General features: G+C 66.4%; 24 protein-coding genes and 1 tRNA gene. 4 read left to right on the top strand and 21 right to left on the bottom strand.

Annotated features, from left to right (window positions below):
• Positions 1–14 precede the first annotated feature (14 nt).
• From VG566_RS03655 to VG566_RS03630, 6 genes are all read right to left on the bottom strand, one after another.
• Positions 15–1,097 (bottom strand): ATP-binding protein, encoded by a 1,083-nt coding sequence (locus VG566_RS03655; protein ID WP_049405058.1) that lies wholly within the window; start codon positions 1,095–1,097, stop codon positions 15–17.
• Between the two features lie 26 nt (positions 1,098–1,123).
• Positions 1,124–2,650, bottom strand: coding sequence for a DUF5691 domain-containing protein (locus VG566_RS03650; RefSeq protein WP_241884070.1), 1,527 nt, complete (start codon positions 2,648–2,650; stop codon positions 1,124–1,126).
• A complete protein-coding gene (locus VG566_RS03645; protein ID WP_049405062.1) occupies positions 2,647–3,984 on the bottom strand; it encodes an SWIM zinc finger family protein in 1,338 nt (445 codons plus the stop codon). Before VG566_RS03645 ends, VG566_RS03650 begins: the two co-directional genes overlap by 4 nt.
• Positions 3,985–4,088: 104 nt before the next feature.
• Complete coding sequence (locus VG566_RS03640; RefSeq protein ID WP_241884069.1) at positions 4,089–5,603, bottom strand: PepSY domain-containing protein; 1,515 nt, start codon at positions 5,601–5,603, stop codon at positions 4,089–4,091.
• Positions 5,604–5,614: 11 nt separating this feature from the next.
• Positions 5,615–7,753 carry a TonB-dependent receptor gene (locus VG566_RS03635; protein ID WP_164109387.1) on the bottom strand — a complete coding sequence of 713 codons (2,139 nt, stop codon included), beginning with the start codon at positions 7,751–7,753 and terminating at the stop codon, positions 5,615–5,617.
• A gap of 129 nt (positions 7,754–7,882) precedes the next feature.
• Complete coding sequence (locus tag VG566_RS03630) at positions 7,883–8,278, bottom strand: DUF2946 family protein (RefSeq protein WP_014646198.1); 396 nt, start codon at positions 8,276–8,278, stop codon at positions 7,883–7,885.
• Positions 8,279–8,519: 241 nt separating this feature from the next.
• On the opposite strand from VG566_RS03630, the gene VG566_RS03625 reads away from it, so the two are divergent.
• Both VG566_RS03625 and VG566_RS03620 read left to right on the top strand, forming a co-directional pair.
• Positions 8,520–9,098: a hypothetical protein gene (locus VG566_RS03625; RefSeq protein WP_032958533.1), complete on the top strand. Its 579-nt coding sequence runs from the start codon at positions 8,520–8,522 to the stop codon at positions 9,096–9,098.
• Positions 9,099–9,130: 32 nt separating this feature from the next.
• Positions 9,131–10,228 carry an XVIPCD domain-containing protein gene (locus VG566_RS03620; RefSeq protein WP_241884068.1) on the top strand — a complete coding sequence of 366 codons (1,098 nt, stop codon included), beginning with the start codon at positions 9,131–9,133 and terminating at the stop codon, positions 10,226–10,228.
• 34 nt (positions 10,229–10,262) lie between these two features.
• Here VG566_RS03620 and VG566_RS03615 read toward each other — a convergent pair whose 3' ends face one another.
• Positions 10,263–10,643: a tautomerase family protein gene (locus VG566_RS03615; RefSeq protein ID WP_014646195.1), complete on the bottom strand. Its 381-nt coding sequence runs from the start codon at positions 10,641–10,643 to the stop codon at positions 10,263–10,265.
• 565 nt (positions 10,644–11,208) lie between these two features.
• Here VG566_RS03615 and VG566_RS03610 point away from each other — a divergent pair.
• Complete coding sequence (locus VG566_RS03610) at positions 11,209–11,637, top strand: hypothetical protein (protein ID WP_014646194.1); 429 nt, start codon at positions 11,209–11,211, stop codon at positions 11,635–11,637.
• A gap of 199 nt (positions 11,638–11,836) precedes the next feature.
• Entirely contained in the window at positions 11,837–12,883 is a 1,047-nt protein-coding gene (locus VG566_RS03605) for an RHS repeat-associated core domain-containing protein (protein WP_080281850.1), read from the top strand.
• Positions 12,884–13,478: 595 nt separating this feature from the next.
• Here VG566_RS03605 and VG566_RS03600 read toward each other — a convergent pair.
• From VG566_RS03600 to VG566_RS03535, 14 genes are all read right to left on the bottom strand, one after another.
• A tRNA-Val gene (locus tag VG566_RS03600) sits at positions 13,479–13,553 on the bottom strand.
• A 117-nt stretch (positions 13,554–13,670) separates the two neighbouring features.
• The gene (locus VG566_RS03595) at positions 13,671–14,024 is read right to left on the bottom strand and encodes a PilZ domain-containing protein (protein WP_005412452.1); all 354 of its coding nucleotides are present in this window, start codon (positions 14,022–14,024) and stop codon (positions 13,671–13,673) included.
• Complete coding sequence (locus VG566_RS03590; protein WP_046429215.1) at positions 14,021–14,977, bottom strand: DNA polymerase III subunit delta'; 957 nt, start codon at positions 14,975–14,977, stop codon at positions 14,021–14,023. Before VG566_RS03590 ends, VG566_RS03595 begins: the two co-directional genes overlap by 4 nt.
• Positions 14,974–15,639 (bottom strand): dTMP kinase, encoded by a 666-nt coding sequence (gene tmk / locus VG566_RS03585; RefSeq protein WP_049404895.1) that lies wholly within the window; start codon positions 15,637–15,639, stop codon positions 14,974–14,976. The genes VG566_RS03590 and tmk overlap by 4 nt, the downstream gene beginning before the upstream one ends.
• On the bottom strand, positions 15,636–16,697 hold the full coding sequence (gene mltG, locus VG566_RS03580; RefSeq protein ID WP_049404894.1) for an endolytic transglycosylase MltG: 1,062 nt from the start codon (positions 16,695–16,697) through the stop codon (positions 15,636–15,638). The genes tmk and mltG overlap by 4 nt, the downstream gene beginning before the upstream one ends.
• Positions 16,698–16,889: 192 nt before the next feature.
• A complete protein-coding gene (locus tag VG566_RS03575; RefSeq protein ID WP_241884067.1) occupies positions 16,890–18,254 on the bottom strand; it encodes an aminodeoxychorismate synthase component I in 1,365 nt (454 codons plus the stop codon).
• Positions 18,255–18,346: 92 nt separating this feature from the next.
• Positions 18,347–19,609 (bottom strand): beta-ketoacyl-ACP synthase II, encoded by a 1,263-nt coding sequence (gene fabF / locus VG566_RS03570; RefSeq protein ID WP_241884066.1) that lies wholly within the window; start codon positions 19,607–19,609, stop codon positions 18,347–18,349.
• 143 nt (positions 19,610–19,752) lie between these two features.
• Positions 19,753–19,992 carry an acyl carrier protein gene (acpP, locus tag VG566_RS03565; RefSeq protein WP_005415509.1) on the bottom strand — a complete coding sequence of 80 codons (240 nt, stop codon included), beginning with the start codon at positions 19,990–19,992 and terminating at the stop codon, positions 19,753–19,755.
• Positions 19,993–20,144: 152 nt separating this feature from the next.
• Positions 20,145–20,888: a 3-oxoacyl-ACP reductase FabG gene (gene fabG, locus VG566_RS03560; protein ID WP_164166525.1), complete on the bottom strand. Its 744-nt coding sequence runs from the start codon at positions 20,886–20,888 to the stop codon at positions 20,145–20,147.
• Positions 20,889–20,970: 82 nt separating this feature from the next.
• A complete protein-coding gene (gene fabD, locus VG566_RS03555) occupies positions 20,971–21,915 on the bottom strand; it encodes an ACP S-malonyltransferase (protein WP_032958546.1) in 945 nt (314 codons plus the stop codon).
• A gap of 159 nt (positions 21,916–22,074) precedes the next feature.
• A complete protein-coding gene (locus VG566_RS03550) occupies positions 22,075–22,857 on the bottom strand; it encodes a serine/threonine protein kinase (RefSeq protein WP_014646187.1) in 783 nt (260 codons plus the stop codon).
• A gap of 77 nt (positions 22,858–22,934) precedes the next feature.
• Positions 22,935–23,912: a beta-ketoacyl-ACP synthase III gene (locus tag VG566_RS03545; RefSeq protein ID WP_014646186.1), complete on the bottom strand. Its 978-nt coding sequence runs from the start codon at positions 23,910–23,912 to the stop codon at positions 22,935–22,937.
• Between the two features lie 91 nt (positions 23,913–24,003).
• Complete coding sequence (gene rpmF / locus VG566_RS03540; protein ID WP_005408308.1) at positions 24,004–24,198, bottom strand: 50S ribosomal protein L32; 195 nt, start codon at positions 24,196–24,198, stop codon at positions 24,004–24,006.
• 107 nt (positions 24,199–24,305) lie between these two features.
• Positions 24,306–24,815, bottom strand: coding sequence for a YceD family protein (locus VG566_RS03535; RefSeq protein ID WP_049404889.1), 510 nt, complete (start codon positions 24,813–24,815; stop codon positions 24,306–24,308).
• Positions 24,816–24,844 lie beyond the last annotated feature (29 nt).

Here is a 24,844-nt window from a genome sequence, read left to right as displayed (position 1 = left end):
CGGCGCGGGCCTGCTCAGGCGTGTTCGCGGAAGGCGCGGTACAGATCCTTCCACTCACTGCGTTCCTTCACCACCGTCTCCAGGTATTCCTTCCACACCAGCGCGTCCTGCACCGGGTCCTTGACGATGGCGCCGATCATGCCAGCGGCCATGTCCGCCGGGCGCAGCACGCCATCGCCGAAGTGGCCGGCCAGCGCCATGCCATTGTTGATGACCGAGATGGCCTCGGCGGTGGACAGCGTAGCGGTCGGGCTCTTCAGCTTCGACTTGCCATCCTCGGTGACGCCGTTGCGCAGCTCGCGGAAGATACGCACCACGCGCGCCACTTCCTGCAGCGCCGGCGGCTCGGCCGGCAGGTCCAGCGCCGTACCCAGTTCACCCACGCGCTTGAGCACGATGGCCACTTCGTCTTCCTCGCTGGACGGCACCGGCAGGATGACCGTGTTGAAGCGGCGCTTGAGTGCGCTCGACAGCTCGTTGACGCCCTTGTCGCGGTTGTTGGCCGTGGCGATCACGCTGAAGCCGCGCACGGCCTGCACTTCGCTGCCCAGCTCGGGCACCGGCAGGGTCTTTTCCGAAAGCACGGTGATCAGCGCATCCTGCACGTCGGCAGGAATGCGGGTGAGTTCCTCGATGCGGGCGATCTTGCCCAGGCGCATCGCGTTCATCATCGGGCTGGGCACCAGGGCCTTTTCGCTGGGGCCGTTGGCCAGCAGCTGCGCATAGTTCCAGCCGTAGCGGATCTGCTCTTCGCTGGTGCCGGCGGTGCCCTGCACCAGCAGGGTCGAATCACCGCTGATGGCCGCAGTCATGTGCTCGGACACCCAGGATTTGGCCGTGCCCGGCACGCCGAACAGCAGCAGCGCGCGGTCGGTGGCGATGGTGGCCACGGCGATTTCCATCAGCCGGCGGTCACCGATGTACTTGGGGCTGACCACGAAGCCGTTGTCCAGCGTGCCACCCACCAGATAGGTGACGACCGCCCACGGCGACATCGTCCAGTTGGCCGGGCGCTGGCGGTTGTCCTGGCGGCGCAGCTCCTCCAGTTCCTCGGCGTATTGGTGTTCGGCGTGCTGGCGCAGGACGGCAGTGGTCATGGTGGCTCCGTGTGTAAGGGGTTCGATCAGAAGGGGGAATACAGGGCCTGGCGCAGGGCCAGCAGCGCACGCGCCTGTTGCGCGCAGTGCAGCATCGCGTCGGTGGCCGTGGCCGGCGGCTCGGCGATCTGCACGCCGGCCAGCGTGGACGGATGCAGCACCGCCAGCAGTTCCAGCAGGCGGTCGCGCAGCAGGTAGTCGTAGCGCAGGCGTTCATCGCCGAACAGTGCGCCCACGCTGGGGGCCAGCGCCTGCGAATAGGCCGCACTCAACGACTGCGCCGCGCCGGTGCTGTCCAGCACATCATCGAGCAGGCCCTGTGCGATCAGGTCCTGCAGCTTGGCCGGCCAGTACCGCTCGCGCTGCGCCGCAGGCAGCAACGCCAGCAGCTCGCTCTTGCGCGCATGGGTTTCCTTCAGCGCGACCAGCGCTTCCACCCACTCCGGTTCGCTGGCATCCACGCGCTCCAGCCACGCGCGCAGCAACGCCTGGTACCAGTCGCCCTCGCGCGCCCAGGCCACGACCTCGGCGGCCGGCTTTTCCAGCGTCCGGCACCACCAGGCCAGCGGCAGCTGGCGCGCCAGCTGGTACAGCCACCAGGCCCGCTCGCCCAGCACTTCGCCGTTGGGCCGCTTGCCGTCGATCGCCGCTTCGGCCCAGCCCGGGTCAAGCGTGGCCGGCGCCTCCAGCGTCCACGCCAGGCGACGCAGCAGGCCGCTGCGCGACTGCTGCAGCAACGCCGCCATCTGCGCCTGCAGGTATGCCGCGTGCGCCGAGTCGGGCAGTCGCGCCAGCATCGGCCCGGCCAGCGCGCGCACCTCGCGGCTGCGGTCCTTCAACAAGGCCTGCAACAGCGGCGCATCGTCCGCGCCCAGGCCCGCCTGCAGCGCGGCCACGAACGCGGCACGCTCGCGTGCGGGCAGTTCCTTCAGGCTGTCCTGCAACCGCGTACGCGCCGCCGCTACATCCTCCAGGCGCTGCTGCTGGAACACGGCCAGGCGTGCCTCGCTGGTGCCCTCTTTCCAGACCTGCTCGACCTCCTCCGCGCTGGCCTGCGCTTCCAGCGGTGCAGACGCATAGCGCCACTCCGGATTGCAGGCCGCCAGCCAGTAACCGCGCACCCCCAGCACCGCACGCAGCGCCTCGCGCAGCACGGCCAGGCGCGCGCCTGCCTCCAGCGCCTGTGGCAGCACCGCCACCGGCAGGTGCCGGCCGTGTGCGGCCAGCTGCGCGCAGGCCTGCAGCCGCAGCCGCTTGCCCCAAGGCGAGAACTGGCCGGGCTGGAACACCGTGGCCAGCAACGCAACCCACGGGTGGTCGGCCGCCAACTGCAGTGGGTCATCCGCCACTGGTGGCGGCACGCTCACCGCTGCGGCCGTGCGCACGGCGGCGCGCTCGCAGGCGGCGAGCACGCCCACTTGGCGGCTGTAGGCCAATGCCGGTTCGTCCGCATCGGCCACCGCCTGCAGCAGCACATCCAGCGCGCCACCCACGGCAATCACCTGCGGGCGGTCAATGCCCAGCAACGCCGGCTTCAACCAGGCCTGGTTCATGCGGCACTCCTTTCCCAGCGCTCGTCGCGCGCATTCCATGCCGACAGTGGCAACAGCACCTGGCCGTCCCACTCACCCATCACGCACACCGGATGACCACCGGCAAACGCCATCAACGCCCACGCCTGCAGGCCCGGCAGCTGCAGCGGCAGCGCGCCTTCGGCATGCTGCAGCCAGCACTGCGTGCCGTCATGGGCGATGTGGACGTCCTGCAGGCGCATCGGCACCTGCGGCAACCAGGGGTTGCGCGCGTACGCCTGCGAGGCCGCGTCGAAGGTATCGGTGCGGGGCGTGGTGGTTTCAGCGCGGGCCGCTTCGAATTCGCTCACCAAAGCGCGCAGCGGCACACTGCCGGCATGGAAATGCAGCCGCGCCGCATGCACGCTGCCAGTGCGCCATTGTTCCTGCCAGCCGCGACCGCCGTGGCTGAAATCCTGCACCAGCGCACTGCGCCCGCTGTCCAGCCCATGCAGCCAGACGCGGCGCTCGACCAGGTTGCCCGGCTGTTCCAGCAGCCATTGCCCCTGCACGTGCCAGCGGTCGTGCACCGCCTCGCCATCGCGCTGCACCGCCTCGCGGTCTACCGGCCAGCCCAGCGCGGCGCGCAGGTCGGCCAGTCGCGCCGGTTCGTACTGCGCACGGCGTGCCACGGCCTGGGTCAGCAGCTGCAGCAGCCCCAGCCGCGCGCCCAGTTCGCCCAGGCCAGCCAGGCCCGGTATGCCCTCGCCCAGCGCAGCCTCCAGCTGGCTGGCCAGCCCCGGCGCCTGCGCATCAATCATGCGCGCGACCATGGTCTGGCCCTGCGCGTGGAAATCGGCGGGCAGGTTGGCCAGGCCCTGGCGGAACTGATCGGCAATCCAGCGCTGCAGCTCGGCTGCACCGGCTTCGATGCGGCCCCAGCGCACCTGCTCGCGCTTGGCGGTAGCCGCAGCCTGCGCCTGCGGGTCCGGGGGCGGCGCAACAGCGGCCGCCTCCACGGCAGCCTCCTTGCGCGCGGCGCGGTCGCGGCGTCCGTTCAGCCATTCGTCCACCCACGCCGGTCGCGCCTGTGGCACGCAGCGCGGGTTGCCGGCGGCATACAACAGCAGCAGGGCCAGCCCGTGCTTGCAGGGAAATTTGCGGCTGGGGCAGGAACACCGGCTGACCAGCGCGGCCAGGTCCACCTGGGTCTGGTAGGGCTTGGAACCGCTGCCCTGGCATTCGCCCCACAGCGCCTCGTCATCGGCACCCAGCAGGCCCCATTTGCCATCGATGGCCAGGCCGCCGCCGGCCTTGGCCGACGCCGCATCCGGCGCAAGCGCGAGTACCTGCTCGCGCGTGAGTCGTACTTCCATATGCGTACCCACTTCAGATCGACCCATCATAGCGAAGGCGGATGACAATGACTGTGGCAACGATCATCACGCACGGGCGTATCACCACGCGAGACCGGCCGCCATCATCCCCTTCGCTGGCGCGGCCGGCCGAATTTCATCCGCAGGCGACGGTAGCCGATCACCACGCCAGTCGCGCACAGCCCCGTACCCGCGACGCTCAGCAGCAACAGCACGCCCAGCCGCGTGTTCTCCTGCCGTAGCATGCCCGGCAGGTCCCAGCTGTGCAGGAAGTAGAACAGCCAGCGGCCGACGCGTTCGCGATGGCCCAGGATCAGCAACGGATCGCCGGTGGCCAGATCGATGTACACCCGCGTGGCGTGTTCATCGCCGAAGTCGGCCACCGCCACCGGGAAGCGCCGCACCGCCGCACCGTTCATCGCCTCAGGCGCGCGGGGATAGAACCAGGCATCCGGTGTATGCAGGATCGTGAATGCACGCAGCGGTGCGGTGCCCAAGACCGGTGCACGCTGCTGCAGCCACGCCACCGGCAGTTGCTTCGCAAGCTGCAGCTGCCCATCTACGCGCGAGACGATGCGCGTACCGCCCTGCCCGTCCAGCAGCACCGCAAACAGCTGGCCATCGATACGCCGCCACTGGATCTCCACCGGCGCAAACCCCGCCCGTGCCGCGGAGGCCAGCAACGCCTGCGGCTGGGCCAGCGCATCATCCAGCGCCACCACCGCACCGCGATAACGCTCGGCATTCGTCGCATCCGCCGGGCTGCTGAACACCTGCAGCGGATTCATCGACATCAGGCCGCTGAAAATCCAGGTGAACACGAAGGCCGCAGCACACAATCCGATCAGATGGTGCCAGCGCATCCACGACTCCACGTACGGCGTCTTCGCACCGGAACGATAGTGCCCACGGAAACGCCAGCGCCATACGCCCACCACGATGCCGCTGATCGCCGCCACCGTACACAGTGCGGACAGCACGATCACCACCCACGTCCACACCGGGTCGACCGACTGCATGCGCAGGAAGTACAGCCAGTGCAGCCAGGCGCCCACATAGTTCCAGCGCTGCTGCACATGCGGAGCGTCCAGCACCACTTCACCGGTACGCGAGGACACATACAGGTCGCCCGGCTGCGCGCCGCCCACCTCCACCCGATACAGCGGCCGATGCGCGTCCAGTGCACGCGAATGCGTCCAACGATCCTCATTCACGCGCATCGCACCCACGAAGGCCTGGCCGCCCGCGAACTGCGCAGCGGATGCTTCGGCGCGCTGTGCCGACACCGGCAGCAGCGCCTGGCCGGTCACGGCAGACCAGGCGCCCACGTTGCTGCCACTGCGCACCACATACGCCGGCTCGCCACGCAGCGTGGTCAATGCCACAGCCTCCGGCTCGGCCTGCACGGCGGCAGGCAGTACCGACAGCCCCTGCAGGTCGCGGGCCTCACCCAGCACCGGCAACGCCGCCAGCCGCTCGCCGGGCGTCAGCTTCGGGTAACCAATGAACAGCATCACCATGCCGCTGACGAACCACAGCAGCATCAGCAGGCATCCGCCGATGCCCAGCCAGCGATGCACCAGGTAGGTCCAGCGCTTGGCGGTGGAACGCATCGTCATCGCCAGCGCCCTCAGAAGCGATGGTCGACGGTGAATTCGACGCGCCGGTCCGCACCCAGCAACCACTGCGTACTGGTGTAGTACGCGGTGGCGTAGTACCCCTTGTCGAACACGTTGAACAATCGCGCGGACAGCCGCGTGTGCGGTGCCGCCTGCCAGGTCAGGGCGAGGTCGGTGGTGCTGTAACCGGGCAACTCCAGCGTGTTGGCATTATCGGCGTAGCGCTTGCCGACATAGCGAACGCCACCCGCCGCGCTCCAGTCCGGCGCGAACTGCCAGCTCAACCACATACTGGCCAGGCGCTCGGCCACGTTCGGCGGCACGTTGCCGTCGCGCGACACCAACACCGCCGGCGAACCCGTGGTTTCCAGGAAGTCCTCGAATTCGGCCTTCAGCACCGTCGCGTTGGCATCGAGCGACCAGCGCGGCGCGAAGTTCCAGTTCAACGACGCTTCAATACCGCGCGAGGTCTGCGCGCCCACCTGCACCCGGCGATCCGGCACCAGCGGATCGCGGCTGAGCAGCCCGGTCTTGCGGATGCGATACGCCGCCAGCGTCCACTCGCCACCGTCGAAGGCCTGCTTCAGGCCAACCTCGATCTGCCGGCCCTTGGCCAGGTCAAAGGCGCCGTTGGCCGGGCTGATCATCAGCAGGCCACTGACCGGGTCCGCCGCCTGCGAATACTGCGCATACAGGCTCAGCGTCGGCTGCAGCGCGAGTACCGTACCCGCACGCCAGCCTGTGCTGCTGTAGGTCTTCGAGAACGCATTCTGGCCACTGATCAGATCGGTGCGATCGATGCGCGCGCGGTCGTGGCGCAGGCCACCCAGCACCGACCAGCGCTCGCTCAGCGCCAGCCGGTCTTCCACGAACAGCGCGTACTGCTCGGCAAGGTTGCGGTAGCGCGGCAGGTTCGGCGCGTCGCTGGCGAACTGGCCCGGGACAGGATCGAACGGATCGACCGGGCCCGAGCTGCCGGCATAGGTGTTGTTGGTGTGCTTGAAGTGCGCGCGGTTGGCATCCAGGCCCACCGCGAAGCTGTTCGCCCAACCGCCCACATTGCCCAGCACGCGCAGCGTCGAGGTCAGTCCGGTCTGGTCCTGGTTGTGGGTGATCTCGGTATTGCCCGAGCGATCAATCAGGCCGGTAGCGCGGTTGTAGACATAGGCCTCGGCATTGCGCCAATCACGCTGGCTGTCGATCTGGTAGACGCGGGTTCGCCATTCCACGTTCGCGTTCGGTGTCCACAGCGCGTCGAGCTGGGTCCAGCGGTCGCGGAAGCGGATCTCGCTGTCGTCCACGTTGTAGTTGCGGTGGCGCAGCGCCTCCAGCTGGCGGCCCTCGACCAGCGGCGTGCCGAAGTAGCGCATCGGTTGCTGGTAGCCCTGCGCATGGGTGAGCATCAGCTGCAGGTCCGCACGTGGCTGCCACAGCAACGCACCGGAGAATGTCGCGTCGCTGTTGCGTCCACGATCAACCCAGCCACCGCTGTAGTTGCCGCTCACATCAACCCGATAGGCCAGCTCAGGCGTCAGCGCGCCACCACTGCCGAAGCCCAGGCGCGCGGTGTCCTCGCTGCCCACGGTCATGCTGATCTGGTTCTCGATGGCGCCGCGCGTGGGCTTCTTCGGCACGATGTTGATCACGCCGCCGATCGCCCCGTCGCCATGGATGACCGAGGCCGGGCCGCGCAGCACTTCGATGCGCTCGATCGACCAGGTATCGAACGGGAACGTGATGCCCACGCCGCCGTACTGGCGCAGCCCATCGTACAGCCGCATCACCGAGGCACCGTCGGTGAAGCCGCGGCTGGACAGCGCACTCAGGCCATTGCCCGGATGCGGCATGGCACTGATCGCACCCGCCCGGCTGATCGCATCGTTGAGGTTGCTGTCGCCGCGTTGCTCCAGCTGCTCGCGCGAAATCACCGTCAGGCTGGCCGGTGTCTGCAGCACGCTCAGGCCCAACGCAGAGCCCGCGCTGGCGGTGGACGACAGTTCACCGCTGCGGGTATCGACCACCCGCACGGTATCCAGCGTGGTCGGTGGAGCCGCGTCAGCGGCAAGTACGGGGGCGGTGTGCAGGAGCAACGCGCACAGGACAGGCAGCGTCGCCCGGCGCAGGCGCGCGGAGTTGGGGTTCGTTTTCATTTTTTCACGGCATGCAAGGCCACCCCGCAATGGCAGGGCAGCAATCAGAAAGGGACAGACACGCGCGTGCGGGCACCGGCCGTGGCCGGCAACCTCATGGAAGAACGTTCAATGCAGCGCGCGTGCGGCTCAGGCGGCCATCAAGGCCGGCGGCCCACGCGCGCCCAACGTGCCGCTGATCCGTTGCGGCAACGCCCGCACCGCGCCGCGCAGTGCGCGGCACACCGGTGCCATCGGCGCCAACAGCAGCACGGCCGCCACCAGCAGGGTGATCAGCCGTGCAGCGATCAGGCAGTAATCGCAGTCCACACCCATCTCATGATCGGCATGTGGATCGGCGGGCGGCTTCTTCGTGGCCCCGCCGTGCGGCATGGCCATTGCGTGATGGTCGTGGTGCCCTTCCATCGCGTGCAGCGCGTGCTCTGCGTGCATTGCGTGGTCCATGGCCGCCACCGGCGCAGCGGCAGCCACGTGACCATGCGCCAGCCAGCGGCTCACCAGCGGGGCGAGCAGCACCAGCAGCATGGCAAGCCATGCCAGGGCCTGGAACCGGCGGTGGAGAACAGAATGGCGCACGCCGCCATTCTACGGGGCCATAGCCAACCTTGGACCCCGTTCAGGGTTTGGCCCCTGCGACACGGTGACGCAGGGGCTCGCCTCCAGCGGCGACATGTGAATGCACCGCACCGCGGTCCCTACGCTTGCAGGCCCCGCCTCGCCAACGTTAGGGTTCAGATGGCCACGGCAAGGAGCCAGAGGGATCCGCATGACCACTCGCATCACACACCGGCTGCGCATCAGCCTGCTCGGCCTGACCGCGTTGCTTGCCGCCTGTGCCGACAAGGGGCCGCCCCCACCGCCAGAGCCGCTGGAACTCTCACAGCCCATCGCCGTGGACACGCCGGGCCAGCAGGTGCAGTTCGAGTTCGAAACCACGGCGCGCAATTTTGCCAGCTACCGCACTTATGCGGTGGAACTGGAACTGCAGCGGCGAAGTCCAGCTACAACGGGCACGCCCGATATAGCAAGTATCAACATCCCATTCGAAGTATCCCTGCAGCGTCGGGAAGGTACTACCTGGCAGGAGATTGCAACACAGGACAGCTATCAGGCACGCGCGCGCAACGGTGTTGAGCCGCTCCCCTCATGGCACCACTCTGAGAGCTGGCGCTATGCCTCGCTCGCATCAGGCAGCGACGGCAGCTACCTCCTGAACGTGACAGCGCTGCCGCTGGAGCTCGACAGCAGATACCGGCTGCAGATTCAAACGGTCCATGCCATATCAGGACTGCAAGACTATTCGGCAAGGCTAGTCGTCCACGCCTCGCGTCCTGCAGGGAAGTGACACCATTCATTCGAAGGAACGAAGGAGTTTCCATGAACAAGCCCCGCTACAGCCTGGACATTGTCATTGCCGCACCCGGCACCCCACTGCTCGATCCCGATTCGGGAAAGCAGCAGCTGACGCCCGATGGCACTCCTGATACTTCCGGGCCTGGCCACATGTTCTACGTTCTGCACGCTCCAGGTAAAGCGGCGCAGAGTTTCGGCTTCGCACCCGTCGAGCATGGCAGCATGAATGGTCCCGGGCGCATCGTCAGAGACGACGTGAAAGTCTATAAGGACCCCGCCCATGTCCGTACCATCGAAATCACCGAAGCCCAGTACAACAAGCTCAAGGCGTTCGGCGACGATCCAGTGGCGCACGGCTTCAGCAAGCACTACGCCGACGTGCGTCACAACTGCGTGGACTTCACCTGGGACGCATTGAATCATGCCGGCATCCAGCGCAAGCACAGCCTGGACGTGAACAGCATCGGCGGCCCCGTCGGCCAATTGCTGCCAGACGTCCGCATTCCGCTGGGCGTCCCGTCACAGGGCAAGGACGGTTATCGCCCCCTGCGCAACATCCATGGCGTGGACAGCATTGAACCGCCCTTCCCCAACAGCGAACTCAACCGCACCACCACCCATCCCCTGCCCGAGCGCAGCTTGAAGCAGCGTCTGCTCAGCGAAACCGATGGTATTGATGGCCCCTTGGGCGAGCGTCTGGCTGCGGACGCGCGCGCACCGGGGCACAGCCTTCATGCCTTGGACCAGAAAGTGCGTACCGCACTCGCCCAGGCCAGCGAACAGCAGGGACTGCCCCCCGGACAGGAGCACGAACGACTGGCCGGCCATCTGACCCACGCGGCGGTGCAGGCCGGCTTCAGCGAAAAGGACACGCTGCAGGTGGCATTCAGTTCAAACAGCACCGCCGAGGCACCCGGCTACGTATTCCTGCATCGCAGCGGCGACACCGCCTCGCCGGACCCTGCCGCCAATCGCCAGCGCCTGTCCCTGCTCGATACGCAGCAGGGCGACGCGGACACGCTGTATCAGCAGGTCAACGTGCAGCAGCAATCCCGCGACGCAAGCCGGCTGGCGCAGGACGAGCAACAGGCACAACAGCAGGCGTCGCCGCGCATGGCCTGACCAAACCGCGTGAGGCGCAGGCACCGTTCCCGCATCAACTCACGTACTGCGCCTGCCCATTGCCAAACGACCAGTTCTCCTTCTTCACCTCCACCAGGTTGATGAACACATCCTCGCGGCGGATACCCACCGCCGCATGCAGGCCATCGGCAATGCCCAGGTACAACGCCTTCTTCTGCTCCAGCGTGCGCCCTTCGTTCCAGGTGATCTGGATGCAGATGAAGTCGTCGGTGCGATCCACGCCCAGGTAGCCGGGGTCGTGGATCAGCGTGCCGGGCGCGTGTTCCTGGAAGATCTGGAAGCGATCATTTTCCGGCACCCCCACCGCGCGCATGGCCTGGTAGATGGTTTCGCCGACGCGTTGCAGGTAGTCGGCGGATTTACCTTTGCGAAGATCGATGCGGGCGAGCGGCATGGTGGCACTCCAGAGTGGATGGGCACGGCAACGGGCTGAGACTACGCCTGCCCGGGGCGGCGGGACAGCGCAGGGATGGAACCCTCTGGCTCCATGCGTGGCATGGTCCCGCCTCGCCGCGCAGGGTGACGCGATTGCCGTGGCGGCGCCGCTCTGGAGTCGTCTCGTGCACGGTCGGCAGGGGCGGCGATGTGCGCCATCAGTGATGGGCCGCACTACTCGCAGGTGTCCGACGGCACACATCGGAAAACGTCTGGCCTGCCTAGGGCCAGTTGAGAACTTTCCTTACAGACTGATGTGATGGCCCGGCTTGAAGATCGCCGCGCCGAGGCAAGACGCCTTGGCCGGGATTGGCGTCTCGAATAAACGAACAGGCTTCAAGGACTGCGAGAGAAATCGCAGTTGAGAGAATGCACCGACTGCCCTCAATGGCGGGCGGTGCGTGGGGATCGCAAGATCCGCCAGGCGTTCTTCTCCCTTGAAGCTTGTTTGCCTTGGCACGCCAACCCGCACCGTCCGCCACCTTCACTCCAGAAGGTGGCCCTACGCCAGTGAGGGTTTCGCCATGACCAACCGAACCGCCATCCATCCCCGCCTGCACGCGCTTATCGGCGACGTCGCAGCCGACGTGCCCGAAGACCTTGCGCGTGAGATCGAATGCGCTCTAGCGGAGCGACTGCTGCCGCCTTCGCGCCCAACGTTCCTTTCCTGCCTCGATGCCATCCGCGCCGGTGATGACCAAGCCGGGCGCGCATGTACCCCGCAGACACTCAGCGCCACAGGCTTCGGCTCGCTCGACCGCTCGCTGGCCGCTTTGAATGCCGTACTGGATCTACTGCATGCCGCCGAACGTGCGCGCCTGGATGGCGATCCGCAGGATCAACTCGGTGACTTCCATCGGGACGGATTGATCGTTGCCGCACGCCAGATCGCGCGCGCTGCACAGGATGGGCTAGGCCATGCCATGGGATTCGCGGCAGGAAGACCTGGCTGATGCACGCGCAGCAAAGATGGCCCATTGCTGGAGGCCCTTTTTGTTCTGCAACATGGTAGGTGGCACAGGGATGGACGCGGCTCTTCTACCCAGCGAAGGCGGCCATTGCGGTATATGATCCACTCGGATCGGTGCACGAACGCCACGGTCATACTGCCTAGTCAAGTCATCTTGGACAGCGCTTTCGGGGAAAGAAAGGATGCATACATTCAAAAGGAACGCGGGCGATGAATCCGCCTGCGCATCAAGGGTTGGAGTTCGTCTCCGAACACTGGTTGCAGCAAGTACTTGGCTACACATTGCGCTGCCAATTGGGCTTGGCCTGCCTCCATCCGCGAACGCTGCAGGTCCGGAGACGGTTACCTACATTCATACCGACGCCCTTGGCTCCCTTGTTGCTGAGAGCGACGCCAACGGCAACGTGATAAAGCGTTATGACTACGAGCCCTATGGGACCCTGGTAGGAGGACAGGTCACCGACGGACCCGGATACACAGGGCATGTGAGCGACTCGACTACGGGCTTGAGCTACATGCAACAGCGATACATGGATCCGGAGCTGGGAGTCTTCCTCTCAGTGGACCCGGTCTCAGCGTATGACCAGCCTGTAGGCCAGTTCAATCGCTATCGGTATGCCAACGGGAATCCGTACAAATTCACTGATCCAGATGGGCGAAATCCAGCCCTGCCATTCATCTATGGCGCGATAGCGGGGGGCCTGTCCAATATTGCCATCCAGAAGCTGATGAATCCGGATAAACCAATCGATCAGACGCAGGCATTGATAGCAGCAGGGGTGGGTTCGGTCTCAGGCGGCGTGGGCGGTATCGCTGTCGCAGCCGTGGAGTCTGGAGTGATTTCTGTCGGCCGAGCCGTTGCCATTCAAGCAGCGGCGAATTTCGTCACTGGCGGCGCCGGTGCCGCCGCAGAGAGCGCCCTCAAGGGAGAGCCGATTTCCGCTGGTGGAGTGCTCACGGCAGCGACCGGAGGCGCTGTTGGTGGTCTGGCAGGTTCCGGTGTTGCAGCTGCAGCAGGCGACTTCGCGGGACCAGCCGCCAAAGGCGCTCTGAATAGGCTGAGCAGCTCCGCATCTCCCGGCGCCCCGAACATCGCCTCCACCACCGCATCAACAGGAGTCGCAATTCCTCGTCAGTCGATCACACAAGCGGGAGCATCACAGCTAGGGCAGAGCACCGCCGGAGCCGCCGTAGATGCGGCACAAAAGACGATGGAGAAGAAGAAGTGAATCCAGTACTACGTGGCTTTCTCGCATACCAAGCCGGGGGCATTCTCGTTCTTGGCGCCCTCTACTTCATTGCGATTCAATCAGGAAATCCACATCCCTTTCGCGCATCATTCAGATTGTGGGCGGCGTATGCAGTTTTCTTTGCTGCCATATCTGCATTTGAGCTAGTAAAGCGACGACGGTATCGCAATCGGCGATGATCGGCCTCTGAAGTCGGGCTGCGCTCAACAATCGAATGAGAATCGAAAAGCGCTGAACCTAAAATCGGTCATCCAGACGTCCTCGAACTTCGACCATCGACTTGCAAGGATACGGATAGTGGAGTTCACGAAGGGTTTCGAGTACGAAAGCGTACAGGTGATAGTGGAGCGGGTAATCGAACGCAGAGACCTGCTTGACTATGTACGCACAAGCCTTTTCGCTAGGGAAAAAGTCAAAGCGGGCCAGGGTAAGCTAGTAGAGTCCCATATCCATCTGACGGCGAGTCACCGGTTACTTGGAGCCGACACGACCTCCATGCACTTACTCTGCGCATACGAAAAAGCCGGCTGAAAGCCGGCTTCTTCATAACACCTGAAAAGTCAGGTCTACTATTTGGTGGGCGGTACAGGGATCGAACCTGTGACCCTTGCCGTGTGAAGGCAATGCTCTACCGCTGAGCTAACCGCCCGGTGTGTTGCTGAGCCGCTCATTATAGGGGCTTTTCAGAGGCCGTCAACAGTTTTTCACAGTCGTGTTCACGGGCATTTCGGGGCACGCAGCCGGGCATGACCCGACGCTACCGGAATCACATCGTATGGGTCGGTTTGTCCGAACCGGTCAGCCCGGCCAGCAGGGTCTCGATCTTGTGGCGCACGCCCTCGCCTTCGGCACCGTCGGCCAGCTGCACGCCGATGCCGGCGGTGCGGTTGCCCTGCGCGCCGGCCGGGGTCACCCAGATCACCTTGCCGGCCACCGGCAGGCGCTCGCTGGAATCGGGCAGCGTCAGCAGCAGGAACACCTCGTCGCCCAGGAAGTAGCGCTTGGGCGTGGGCACGAAGATGCCGCCATTCTTCACGAACGGCATGTACGCGCTGTACAGCGCGGCTTTGTCCTTCACAGCCAGGGACAGGATGCCCTGGCGGGCGTTGCTGGCACTCATCGATTTCCCCTTGCGGCAGGCCGCTCGTTCACCTTGTTCCAGGCCAGCAGCAACTCGACCACCGCAAGGTCTGCACGCACCGTGGTGCGCAGCAGGTCGCGGGTGCGGTTGGCCGCATCGAACCAGGCTGCAAGCTTGTGCAATCGCTCCGGCGTGGTCAAGGCATCGGTGCTGGCCTGGGCCAGCGCCAGGTCGGCAGCGAAGCGCAGGCGCAGCGCCGCGTTGTCATCACCACACCACTTCTGCGCCAGCTCCACCGCGCCGGTCTTGCCGGCGGCCAGCTGTTCCAGATCTCGACCGACTTCGCGGCGCAGGCTCAGGCCGTCTTCGCGCAGCCAGTTGTCGGCCTGGCCGGGATGGCCGCGGGCGGCCTCCAGCGCTTCGCGCGCCGATGCTTCACTGTGGCCCAGCTGCTGCAGCCAGGCCAGTGCTTCGTGCTGCGGCGGCAGCTTGAATTCCAGTCGCTGGCAACGGCTGCGGATGGTCTGCGGCAGGCGTGCCGGGTCGCTGCTGATCAGCCACAGGTAGCGGCCGGGCTGCGGCTCTTCCAGGGTCTTCAGCAGCGCATTGGCCGCCGAGCGGTTGATCGCATCGGCCGGATCGACGATCACCACCTGCGCCACGCCGTACTGCGGGGTCAGCGCCAGCTTGTCGGTGATCTCGCGCACCTGCTCGATGACGATCTCGGTACGCAGCTTGTCGCCGCTCTTGTTCGGAATGAAGCTGACCAGCTGCAGGTCCGGATGGGTGCCGGCGGCGATCAGCTGGCGCGTGCGCGTGGCGTGCGTTGCATCACCCTGCGCCAGCACGTGGTCGGCCAGCGCCAGCGCCACCTCGCGCTTGCCCAGCCCGGCCGGGCCGCAGATCAGCAGGCCATGACCGAGGCGACCGGCGTCGAGCGCGGCCACGGTCTGGTCGAACGCGCGCTGCTGCCACGGCGAAAACGTGCTCATGCGCCCTCCCCGTCCTGCAGCCAACGCTCGACACGTGCGACCACATTGGCGGCCACGCGTTCCTGCACCTGGCCGGCGTCGATCAGCGCGAAGCGCTGCGGGTCCTGCTGTGCGCGGCTGCGGAACACGGCGCGCACGCGCTGGAAGAAATCGTCCTGCTCGCTCTCGATGCGGTCCGGCCACAGGTCGCGGCCGTTGGCACGGGCGCGGCCCACGGCCACGTCCACGTCCAGCAGCAGGGTCAGGCCCGGCAGCAGGCCGACCGCGCGGCGCTCCAGGTCGGCAATCCACTGCGGGTCCAAGCCACGGCCACCGCCCTGGTAGGCGTAGCTGGAATCGGTGAAGCGGTCGCTCAGCACGTAGGCACCGCGCTGCAGCGCCGGCCGGATCACCTGGCGCACATGCTGGGCGCGTGCGGCGAACACCAGCAGCAGCTCGGCTTCGGCGCTGAGCGGTTCGGCAGCGATCTCGGCATCGGGCTTCAGCAGCAGGCCGCGGATGCGCTCGGCCAGTGGCGTACCGCCCGGCTCGCGGGTCAGCACCACCTCGTGGCCGTGGCGGCGCAGGCAGTCACGGATGGCATTGATGGCGGTGGTCTTGCCTGCGCCCTCGCCGCCTTCCAGGCTGACGAAACGCGGGTGGCGAAGCAGCGCGGGACTCATTGCGCCGGGGTCTCCTGGGTACGTTGCTGGCGCAGCTGCTGCAGGTAGCGGGCTACGGCGGCGTTGTGCTGGTCCAGGCTGGGCGAGAACACGTGCGCGCCGCTGCCGTCGCCCACGGCGACGAAGTACAGCGCATCACCGGCGGCCGGCTGCGCCGCGGCCATCAGCGCGTCGCGACTGGGCATGGCGATCGGGGTCGGGGTCAGGCCCGCACGGGTATAGGTGTTGTATGGCGTATCGGTGGTCAGGTCGCGGCGGCGGATGTTGCCGTCATATGCGGCACCGATGCCGTAGATCACGGTCGGGTCGGTCTGCAGGCGCATGCCGATCTTCAGGCGGCGCATGAACACGCCGGCGATCTGCGGGCGCTCGCTGGCCAGCGCGGTTTCCTTCTCGATGATCGACGCCAGCGTCAGCAGTTCGTAGGGCGTGTTGATCGGCAGGTCCGGCGCGCGGCTTTCCCAGGCTTCGTCCAGCGCCTTTTCCATTGCGGCGTGGGCGCGCTTGAGCACGTCCAGATCACTGTCGCCGCGCTGGTAAACGTAGGTCTCCGGCAGGAAGCGGCCTTCCGGGTGCTGGCCACCGAAGCCAAGGCGCTGCATCAACGCGGCGTCATCCAGGTTGTCGGTGGTGTGCAGCAGCGGCTCGGCGCGCTTGAGTGCGGCACGCAGCTGGCGGATGTTCCAGCCCTCGACAATGGTGACGCGGTGCTGCAGCACCTTGCCGGCGCGCATGCGCAGCAACAGCTCGCGCGGGGTCAGCTCGCCACCGAGCGCGTACTCGCCCACCTTCAGCTTGCCGGCCGCATCGAGCTGGCGCGCCAACAGCTGCCACTGGGTGTCCTGGCCCTCGTCCACGCCGGCATCGCGCAGCTTGCGCAGCACGCTGTTCATGCCATCGCCGCTGGCGATGACCACGCTCTCGGCGGTCGGGGTGATCGGGGCGTCGGCGAAGCGGGTCTGCTGGTAGAAGAACCACGCGCCCGCGCCGGCCACGACGGCGGCCAGCACCACCACCAGCGTTACCACGAACAGACACCCGCGCTTGGCTCGCGCCATGGACTACCTCTGAACTCGATTCCGTCGTGCAGGATACCGTGCCGATGGATTGGGGTCATGACCGGGGTGGCGCCTGCGTGCCGACCAACGGTCGATCAGTAGATCCACGCCATGCGTGGATGAACGCCCGGCGGCATGACTGCGGGGGTCAGAGCCCTCGCGCGGTGCGCAAGGGATCCGACCCCGACCGGATCAGCCCTGCTGGCCGAGCGCGCGCAGCAGGCCGCGGGCCTTGGCGCGGGTCTCGTCCAGTTCCTTGTCCGGGTCCGAATCGACCACGATGCCGGCGCCGGTGCGGAAGCTGACCTGGTGGCCATCCACTTCGGCGGTGCGGATCAGGATGTTCAGGTCCAGGTCGCCATCGCGGTTCAGCCAGCCGAACGCGCCGGTGTAGGCGCCGCGCGGCACCTGCTCCAGCTCGCTGATGATCTGCATGCAGCGCACCTTGGGGCAGCCGGTGATGGTGCCGCCCGGGAAGGTCGCGGCGATCACCTCGCCGGGGGTGACCTCCGGGCGCAGGTGGCCGCTGACGTTGCTGACGATGTGGTGCACGTGCGCGTAGCTCTCCACGGTCATCAGCTCGTCGACCACCACGGTACCGGGCATGCAGATGCGGCCCAGGTCGTTGCGCTCCAGGTCGATCAGCATCACGTGCTCGGCGCGCTCCTTGGGGTGGCCGACCAGCTCCTGGATGCGCGCGGCATCATCGTCCCCCTCGAAGCGCGGACGCGTGCCGGCAATCGGACGGGTCTGCGCTTGGCCGGCATGCACCGACACCAGCCGCTCCGGCGAGGAACTGACCACATGGCGGCCGTGCGCGCTGAACAGGCCGGCGAACGGTGCCGGGTTGGCGCGGCGCAGCTGCGCGTACAGCGCCTGCGGGCTGACCGGCGCGGCAAACTGCGCGCTCCAGCGCCGCGACAGGTTCACCTGGAACACATCGCCGGCACGCAGGTACTCGATTACCCGGCGCACACCGTCGGTGAAGCGCTGCGGCGCATCCTCGCCCACCGCCTGCGGCGGCTGCCAGCCCTGCCCGGCTTCGGGCAGCGCGGCCGAGGCCAGTGCCACCAGCGCATCCAGCAACGCCTGCTCGCCGGCCTCGGCGATGACGAAGCTGGCATCGTTGTGGTGGTCGTGCAGCACCGCGGCCGGGCAGCGCAGCGCCAGCGCGGTCGGGCGGCCGTCCTCGCGCGCACGCGCCGGCAGCACCGGTTCGATCTGGCTGGCCACTTCGTAATCGAGCATCAACGCCCAGCCGCCGCGGAACGGCAGGCTGTGGCTGCCGTCATGCGGCAGGCGTTCGCGCTGCCAGGCACGGTCCAGCACCTGCAGGAAGCTGCCGGCGTGCACCGCGTCGTGCTGGTCGCGCACCTGGCCATCCGCATCCAGTCGCAGGCGATCGCCCTGCGCGGCCAGCAGCAGGCTCCAGCGGCCCTGCGCGGTGCCCGAGGCAGTGGATTCCATCAGCAGCGGAAAGCGCGCCGGGTCATGCTGCTGCAGGGCCAGCAGATCGATCGGGTGCGGCAGCGGGTGGATCAGCGGTGCGTGGGTCATGGCGGCCAGTTCGGGGGTTCAGATGCACGGAAGCCGCCTTGCGGCGGCTCCGTAGAACGCGGCGTCGAGCATGGCCCGACGCTACAACTCGGTCAGACGCGCTTGAAGACCAGCGTGCCGTTGGTGCCGCCGAAGCCGAAGCCATTGGACATCACCACGTCGACCTTGGCCTGGCGTGCTTCGTTGGGCACGTAGTCCAGGTCGCAGCCTTCGCCCGGCTGCTGCAGGTTGATGGTCGGCGGGATGACGTTGTCCTGCAGTGCCATCACCGAGAAGATCGCTTCCACGCCGCCGGCAGCACCCAGCAGGTGGCCGGTCATCGACTTGGTGGAGCTGACCATCATCTTGTAGGCGTGGTCGCCGAAGGCGGTCTTCATCGCCATGGTCTCGCCCAGGTCGCCCAGCGGCGTGGAGGTACCGTGCGCGTTGAGGTAGCCCACCTGTTCCGGGCTCACGCCCGCGTCCTTCATGGCCATGGCCATGCAGCGCGCGGCGCCTTCGCCGTTCTCGCTCGGTGCGGTCATGTGGTACGCGTCGGAGCTGGCGCCGAAGCCGGCCAGTTCGCAGTAGATCTTCGCGCCACGTGCCTTGGCGTGCTCGTACTCTTCCAGGATCAGGATGCCGGCGCCGTCGCCCAGCACGAAGCCGTCACGGTCCTTGTCCCACGGGCGCGAGGCCTGTTCCGGGGCATCGTTGCGGGTGCTCATGGCCTTCATCGCGCAGAAGCCGCCCAGTGCGGTCGGCGACGAGCCACGCTCGGCACCGCCAACCACCATCACGTCGGCGTCGCCGTACTGGATCATGCGCATCGCGGTACCGATCGAATGGTTCGAGGTCGCGCAGGCCGACACCGCCGAGAACGACGGGCCCTTCAGGCCGGTGATGATGCTCAGCTGGCCCGGCAGCATGTTGATGATGGTCTTGGGCACGTAGAAGGGCGAGATCTTCTTGCCCTCGTGGAACTCGATGGTCTGCTCTTCGATACCGAGCAGGCCGCCGATGCCGGCGCCGACGATGGCGCCGATGCGATCGGCATTGGCGTCGGTGATCTCCAGGCCCGAGTCGTGCAGGGCCATGAACGAGGCACCGAGGCCGTAATGGATGAACGGGTCCATCTTCTTGGCATCCTTGCCGCTGACCCGGAACTTGCCGAACAGTTCATTGTCGGCGGTGATGTCGAATCCCTTGACCTCACCGGCAATCTTGGTGGTGAACCGATCCAGATAGGCATCCGCAACGTTGGTCAGCGGACCGATGCCCGAACGACCGTGGGTGATGCCTTCCCAGCTGCTGGCCAGATCATTGCCCAACGGCGAGACGATACCCAGGCCGGTTACGACGACGCGACGCTTCATTGCTGATTCTCCTGACCCGGCTGATTTCAACGGGCAACTCGGTTTGCTTCGGTGTGATGCTCAAACACACGGGGCCGCAACTGCGGCCCCATGGGGTGCGGTGCGCGGCGAGCGTGGGCCCGCGCGCGCACTGCCGTCTGACATCAGGCCTTGACGTGGGCCTTGATGTAGTCGATGGCGGCCTGCACGGTGCTGATCTTCTCGGCTTCTTCGTCCGGGATCTCGCACTCGAATTCTTCTTCCAGGGCCATCACCAGCTCGACGGTGTCCAGCGAGTCAGCGCCCAGGTCATCGACGAACGATGCGCTGTTGGTGACTTCTTCTTCCTTGACGCCAAGCTGTTCGACGACGATTTTCTTGACGCGTTCTTCGATGGTGCTCATGGGATCTCGCTCCAGATGGAGTTGTGGTTCAAAAGTGGTCGCCATCAAAGGCGATGGCCGTGGGATAGTGTAGTGGAAACCGGCGCGGCCTTGCATTGCAGCAAAAACCTCCGCAGATCAACCACTTGCGGCGCAATCCCTGCGCCCCTTGCTTACGGCATGTACATGCCGCCGTTCACATGGAGGGTTTCGCCGGTGATGTAACCGGCAGCCGGGCTGGCCAGGAAGGCCACCGCATGGGCGATGTCTTCCGGCGACCCCAGGCGTTCGAGGGCGATGTCGTTGATCAGCGCGGTGCGCGCTTCTTCCGGCAACGCCTTGGTCATGTCGGTGTCGATGAAGCCAGGTGCGACAACATTGACGGTGACGCCGCGCGAACCGATTTCCTTGGCCAGCGACTTGCTGAAGCCGATGATGCCCGCCTTGGCCGCGGCGTAGTTGGACTGGCCGGCATTGCCGGTCACGCCCACCACCGATGCGATGTTGATGATGCGGCCCTTGCGCGCCTTCATCATGCCGCGCATCACCGCCTTGCTGGTGCGGAACACGCTGGTCAGGTTGGTGTCGATGATCGACGCCCAGTCCTCGTCCTTCATGCGCATGAGCAGGTTGTCGCGGGTGATGCCGGCATTGTTGACCAGGATCGAGATCGGGCCGAATTCCTTGGCGATGCCATCGAGCACGCTGTCCAGCGCGGCGGCATCGGTGACGTTCAGCGCGCGGCCGTGACCACCGTGGGCGGCCAGGCGTTCGCCGATCGCGGCAGCGCCGGATTCAGTGGTGGCGGTACCGATGACGGTGGCGCCCTGGGCGGCCAGCAGATCGGCGATGGCGGCACCGATGCCACGGCTGGCGCCGGTGACCAGTGCGATTTCACCCTGCAGGGGCTTGCTCATGATGTTTTCCTCAGGCTGGGGCGACCGCCGCACCCGTGCCGCTTGCCGCGGCCACCGGTACGGTCGGCAGGAACAGGGGGGATCAGGCCGACCATGCCTCGCGGGCGGCTTCGAAGTCGCCCGGCGTGGCCAGCGAACGGCCGTCGATGGCCTTGTCGATGCGCTTGACCAGGCCGGTCAGCACCTTGCCCGGGCCGCACTCGGCGATCCGGGTGACGCCACGGGCAGCCAGCGCCTGCACGCACCCGGTCCACTGTACCGGCTGGTACAGCTGCTGGACCAGCGCGGTGCGGATCGCGTCGATGCCGCTGTGCACCTGGGCGTCGACGTTCTGCACCACCGGCAGCTGCGGCGCGTGCCAGGACAGGCCGGCCATCACTTCGGCCAGGCGGTTGGCGGCTTCGCGCATGAGCGGGGTGTGCGAGGGCACGCTGACGGCCAGCTTGACCGCCTTGCGCACGCCCTTCTCGGCCAGCAGCGCCAGCGCACGGTCGACCGCGTCGGCGTCGCCACCGATCACGATCTGGCCCGGCGAATTGAAGTTGGCCGGCACCACCACCTGGCTGCCTGCCGCTTCGGCGCAGACGTCCAGCACCAGCTGGTCTTCAGCGCCGAGCACGGCGGCCATGGCGCCGACACCGGCCGGTGCGGCTTCCTGCATCAGCTGGCCGCGCAGGCGCACCAGGTGCGCACCGTCATGCAGGCTCAGTGCGCCTGCGGCAACCAGGGCGGTGTACTCGCCCAGGCTGTGGCCGGCCAATACCGACGGGCGCGGACCGCCCACGGCGTTCCAGGCGCGCCACACGCCGATGCTCGCGGCCAGCAGGGCCGGCTGGGTGTATTCGGTACGGTTGAGCATTTCCTCCGGGCCGCCCTGGGACAGCGCCCACAGATCGACGCCGGCACCATCGGATGCCTCGGTGAAGGCTTCACGCACCTGTGGGTGCAGTTCGGCCAGCTCGGCCACCATGCCCACAGACTGCGAGCCCTGGCCGGGGAAGACAAAAGCGAGGGTGGATACGGTCACGCGGTCATCCGCTTGTTGCAATCGAAGCGGGCCATGATAAGGGGGAACATGCCGTGTCGTCTGTACGTGCGCGTATGCACGCGTATGGTGAATGGCCGGGCAAGCGCAACGGGGTCAGATCCCTTTTCCTGCGGAAAAGGGATCTGACCCCTATCAGCCTCAGCAGAACAGCTGCAGGACGTCCAGGTCGCCGTCGGCGAGGAAATCCACGCACAGGCCCACCAGCATCAACACGCCGGCGGTGCTGGCGCCGTGGGCGATGAAGATGGAATGGGCCAGCGCGCGCGCCGAACGGCCCAGCTTCATGCAGACCCGGGCCAGGCTGCGCAGGCGGCCGCTGACCGCATGCACGTGCTCGCGCACCGGTGCCTGAACGTCACCCATCGCCTCGGCCATCATCGCCTGCAGGTGCCCGGGGCGGTCGGCGTAGTACTTGGCCACGCCGTAGCCGAACATCAGCCAGTCGCGGGCCTGCGCTTCGGACAGATCCATCACTTCCAGCGGATCTTCCTCGAAATCGATGAAACCGACCTTCTCGCCATCCCATGTGAGGTTGCGCGGCAACGGCTGGCCGAAATAGGCGCCGCGGGCATGAGCTTCAGCGATGGCCAGCATCGCCGCCATCACCAGCCGATCGCGACCGGCTTCGTCGGCTTCGCGCAGGCAGGTATTGAACGAGCTGCCGTTGTCGCCGATCACCAGCGCGGCATGACCGGTGCCCAGTACGTCCGGCACGTTCACACCCTGCGCCTGCAGTTCCGCGAGGCGGCGGGCCTCGGTTTCGCGTGCGGCGTCGCCACCGCGGTGCGGCGGCGGGCGCAGCGCATCCAGATGGAAACGGCGCGCAACAAAATTGAGCAGGCCCAGGGCCATTGCCCGGCTTCCCTTGCCGTACTGCTTCAGCCAGGCACGTTGCCCTTCGATGACGATGGGCTCAACCATGACAGGTCCTCCTTAAACGCGTTACGGCCCCGGAGGGGCCGTAACGACAAGACTTCACATTGTCGTAACTTGCACTATCAATAGCGCAGCAGGGCCGAACCCCAGGTGAAGCCGCCGCCGAAGGCCTCCAGCAGCAGCAACTGGCCACGCTCGACCTTGCCCGAACGCACCGCGGCATCCAGCGCCAGCGGCACCGAGCCGGAGGAGGTGTTGCCGTGCTTGTCGACGGTCACCACGACCTGGTCCATCGACATCTCCAGCCGCTTGGCGGTGGCTTCGATGATGCGCAGGTTGGCCTGGTGCGGGATCAGCCAGTCCAGGTCGGACTTGTCCAGGCCGTTGGCGGCCAGGGTCTCGTCCACGACCGAGTCCAGCGCCTTGACGGCGTACTTGAACACGTCGTTGCCCTTCATGTTGATGGTGCCACCACCATTGGCGCCGTCCTTGAAGCCGGTCGAAACGCCGACCGGGTTCCACAGCAGTTCCTTCTTGCTGCCATCGGCATGCAGGTGGGTGCTGAGGATGCCGGTGTCTTCGTCGGCCTTGAGCACGACAGCGCCGGCGCCATCGCCGAACAGCACGCAGGTGGTGCGATCGTTCCAGTCGACCATGCGGGTCAACGTTTCGGTGCCGATCACCAGCACGTGCTTGCAGTCGCCGGAGCGGATGAACTTGTCGGCCACGCCCAGCGCGAACACGAAGCCGGAACAGGCTGCGTTGACGTCGAAGGCGGGGCACCCGGCCACACCGAGCTTGGCCTGGATCAGGCACGCGGTGGACGGGAAAATGAGATCAGGGGTGGTCGTGCCGACCACGATCATGTCGAGCTGCGAGGCATCGATGCCTGCGGCTTCAAGCGCGCGCAGGGCGGCGTTGTAGCCAAGGTCGCTGGTGGTTTCGCCTTCGGCCGCGATGTGCCGTTCACGAATACCGGTGCGCGACTGGATCCACTCATCCGAGGTTTCGACCATTTTTTCCAGGTCGGCGTTGGTCAGGACTTTTTCCGGCAAATAGCTACCGGTGCCCGCGATCCTCGAATAGATCCGCTTGCTCATCATGTTTCCTGTTGCGCGGGCCGCCGATCACCGGCACGCCCGGGAAAGAAGGCAAAGGCCGCTGCCCGGAGGCAGCGGCCTTTTCGGCACATCAATCTTCTTCGACGGCCGAGGTCTTGGTCTGGATGACCTTCTTGCCGCGGTAGAAACCATCGGCAGTGATGTGGTGACGCAGATGCACTTCGCCGGTGGTCGGGTCGGTCGACAGCTGCTTGGCGCTCAGGGCGTCATGCGAACGGCGCTGGCCGCGGCGGGACGGGGTAACACGGGATTTCTGCACAGCCATGGGATTGCTCCAAACTCGGTTCGTTTTGCTTCGTCGTATCGTCGCGCAGGACGCCAGCGCCCAGCACACTTTCGCTTTCGCCGCAGCCGCCGACGACAATCCGGCTGCTATTGTTTCTTCAGTGCCGCCAACGCCGCGAACGGGTTGGCCTTCTTCGTTTCTTCTTCGCTCGGTGCCCAGTCCTTGTCGACTGCTTCACCGTCGGGCGACAGCGGCACCACGGGCACCGCCAGCACCAATTCGTCCTCGACCAGATCCAGCGGACGCAGCTGGCCGTCTTCCGGCACCAGCAACGCCTCGTACTCCTCCGGCAGGGACGATTCCTCGTCCTCGTCGCGGATCAGGCCAAGCCTCTGGGTCACCTTCACCGGCAACAGGAATCGCTGCATGCTGCGCTGACAGGTCAGCGGCAGCGCGGTGTCGATGGTCAGTTCCACATAGGATACCCGCAAGACGTCGTCGCGACCGAATTCAAGCGAGTAGACACACTCGCCGTCGGTATCTGCGACCAACCCCTGCAGGCGGGTCAATTCAGCCAGGGAGACCTGACCGTCGAAGCGCCTTCGCGCTACAACCATCCGCCAGGCATCCAGCGTTTCGGGCACGTTCGCGGACATAAGCCGCTGAATACTAAGGATCGCACCGC

The organism is Stenotrophomonas sp. CASM114, from assembly GCF_049384325.1.
Classification (GTDB): domain Bacteria; phylum Pseudomonadota; class Gammaproteobacteria; order Xanthomonadales; family Xanthomonadaceae; genus Stenotrophomonas; species Stenotrophomonas muris.
The sequence above is the reverse complement of the archived record's forward strand: the minus strand, read 5'-3'. Positions and strand labels throughout refer to the sequence as shown.

Coding starts and splice junctions, on each gene's coding strand:
- VG566_RS03655 (WP_049405058.1), bottom strand. CDS start 1,097: ATGACCACTGCCGTCCTGCGCCAGCACGCCGAACACCAATACGCCGAG.
- VG566_RS03650 (WP_241884070.1), bottom strand. CDS start 2,650: ATGAACCAGGCCTGGTTGAAGCCGGCGTTGCTGGGCATTGACCGCCCG.
- VG566_RS03645 (WP_049405062.1), bottom strand. CDS start 3,984: ATGGAAGTACGACTCACGCGCGAGCAGGTACTCGCGCTTGCGCCGGAT.
- VG566_RS03640 (WP_241884069.1), bottom strand. CDS start 5,603: ATGACGATGCGTTCCACCGCCAAGCGCTGGACCTACCTGGTGCATCGC.
- VG566_RS03635 (WP_164109387.1), bottom strand. CDS start 7,753: ATGAAAACGAACCCCAACTCCGCGCGCCTGCGCCGGGCGACGCTGCCT.
- VG566_RS03630 (WP_014646198.1), bottom strand. CDS start 8,278: ATGCTGCTGGTGCTGCTCGCCCCGCTGGTGAGCCGCTGGCTGGCGCAT.
- VG566_RS03625 (WP_032958533.1), top strand. CDS start 8,520: ATGACCACTCGCATCACACACCGGCTGCGCATCAGCCTGCTCGGCCTG.
- VG566_RS03620 (WP_241884068.1), top strand. CDS start 9,131: ATGAACAAGCCCCGCTACAGCCTGGACATTGTCATTGCCGCACCCGGC.
- VG566_RS03615 (WP_014646195.1), bottom strand. CDS start 10,643: ATGCCGCTCGCCCGCATCGATCTTCGCAAAGGTAAATCCGCCGACTAC.
- VG566_RS03610 (WP_014646194.1), top strand. CDS start 11,209: ATGACCAACCGAACCGCCATCCATCCCCGCCTGCACGCGCTTATCGGC.
- VG566_RS03605 (WP_080281850.1), top strand. CDS start 11,837: ATGCATACATTCAAAAGGAACGCGGGCGATGAATCCGCCTGCGCATCA.
- VG566_RS03595 (WP_005412452.1), bottom strand. CDS start 14,024: ATGAGTGCCAGCAACGCCCGCCAGGGCATCCTGTCCCTGGCTGTGAAG.
- VG566_RS03590 (WP_046429215.1), bottom strand. CDS start 14,977: ATGAGCACGTTTTCGCCGTGGCAGCAGCGCGCGTTCGACCAGACCGTG.
- tmk (WP_049404895.1), bottom strand. CDS start 15,639: ATGAGTCCCGCGCTGCTTCGCCACCCGCGTTTCGTCAGCCTGGAAGGC.
- mltG (WP_049404894.1), bottom strand. CDS start 16,697: ATGGCGCGAGCCAAGCGCGGGTGTCTGTTCGTGGTAACGCTGGTGGTG.
- VG566_RS03575 (WP_241884067.1), bottom strand. CDS start 18,254: ATGACCCACGCACCGCTGATCCACCCGCTGCCGCACCCGATCGATCTG.
- fabF (WP_241884066.1), bottom strand. CDS start 19,609: ATGAAGCGTCGCGTCGTCGTAACCGGCCTGGGTATCGTCTCGCCGTTG.
- acpP (WP_005415509.1), bottom strand. CDS start 19,992: ATGAGCACCATCGAAGAACGCGTCAAGAAAATCGTCGTCGAACAGCTT.
- fabG (WP_164166525.1), bottom strand. CDS start 20,888: ATGAGCAAGCCCCTGCAGGGTGAAATCGCACTGGTCACCGGCGCCAGC.
- VG566_RS03550 (WP_014646187.1), bottom strand. CDS start 22,857: ATGGTTGAGCCCATCGTCATCGAAGGGCAACGTGCCTGGCTGAAGCAG.
- VG566_RS03545 (WP_014646186.1), bottom strand. CDS start 23,912: ATGAGCAAGCGGATCTATTCGAGGATCGCGGGCACCGGTAGCTATTTG.
- rpmF (WP_005408308.1), bottom strand. CDS start 24,198: ATGGCTGTGCAGAAATCCCGTGTTACCCCGTCCCGCCGCGGCCAGCGC.
- VG566_RS03535 (WP_049404889.1), bottom strand. CDS start 24,815: ATGTCCGCGAACGTGCCCGAAACGCTGGATGCCTGGCGGATGGTTGTA.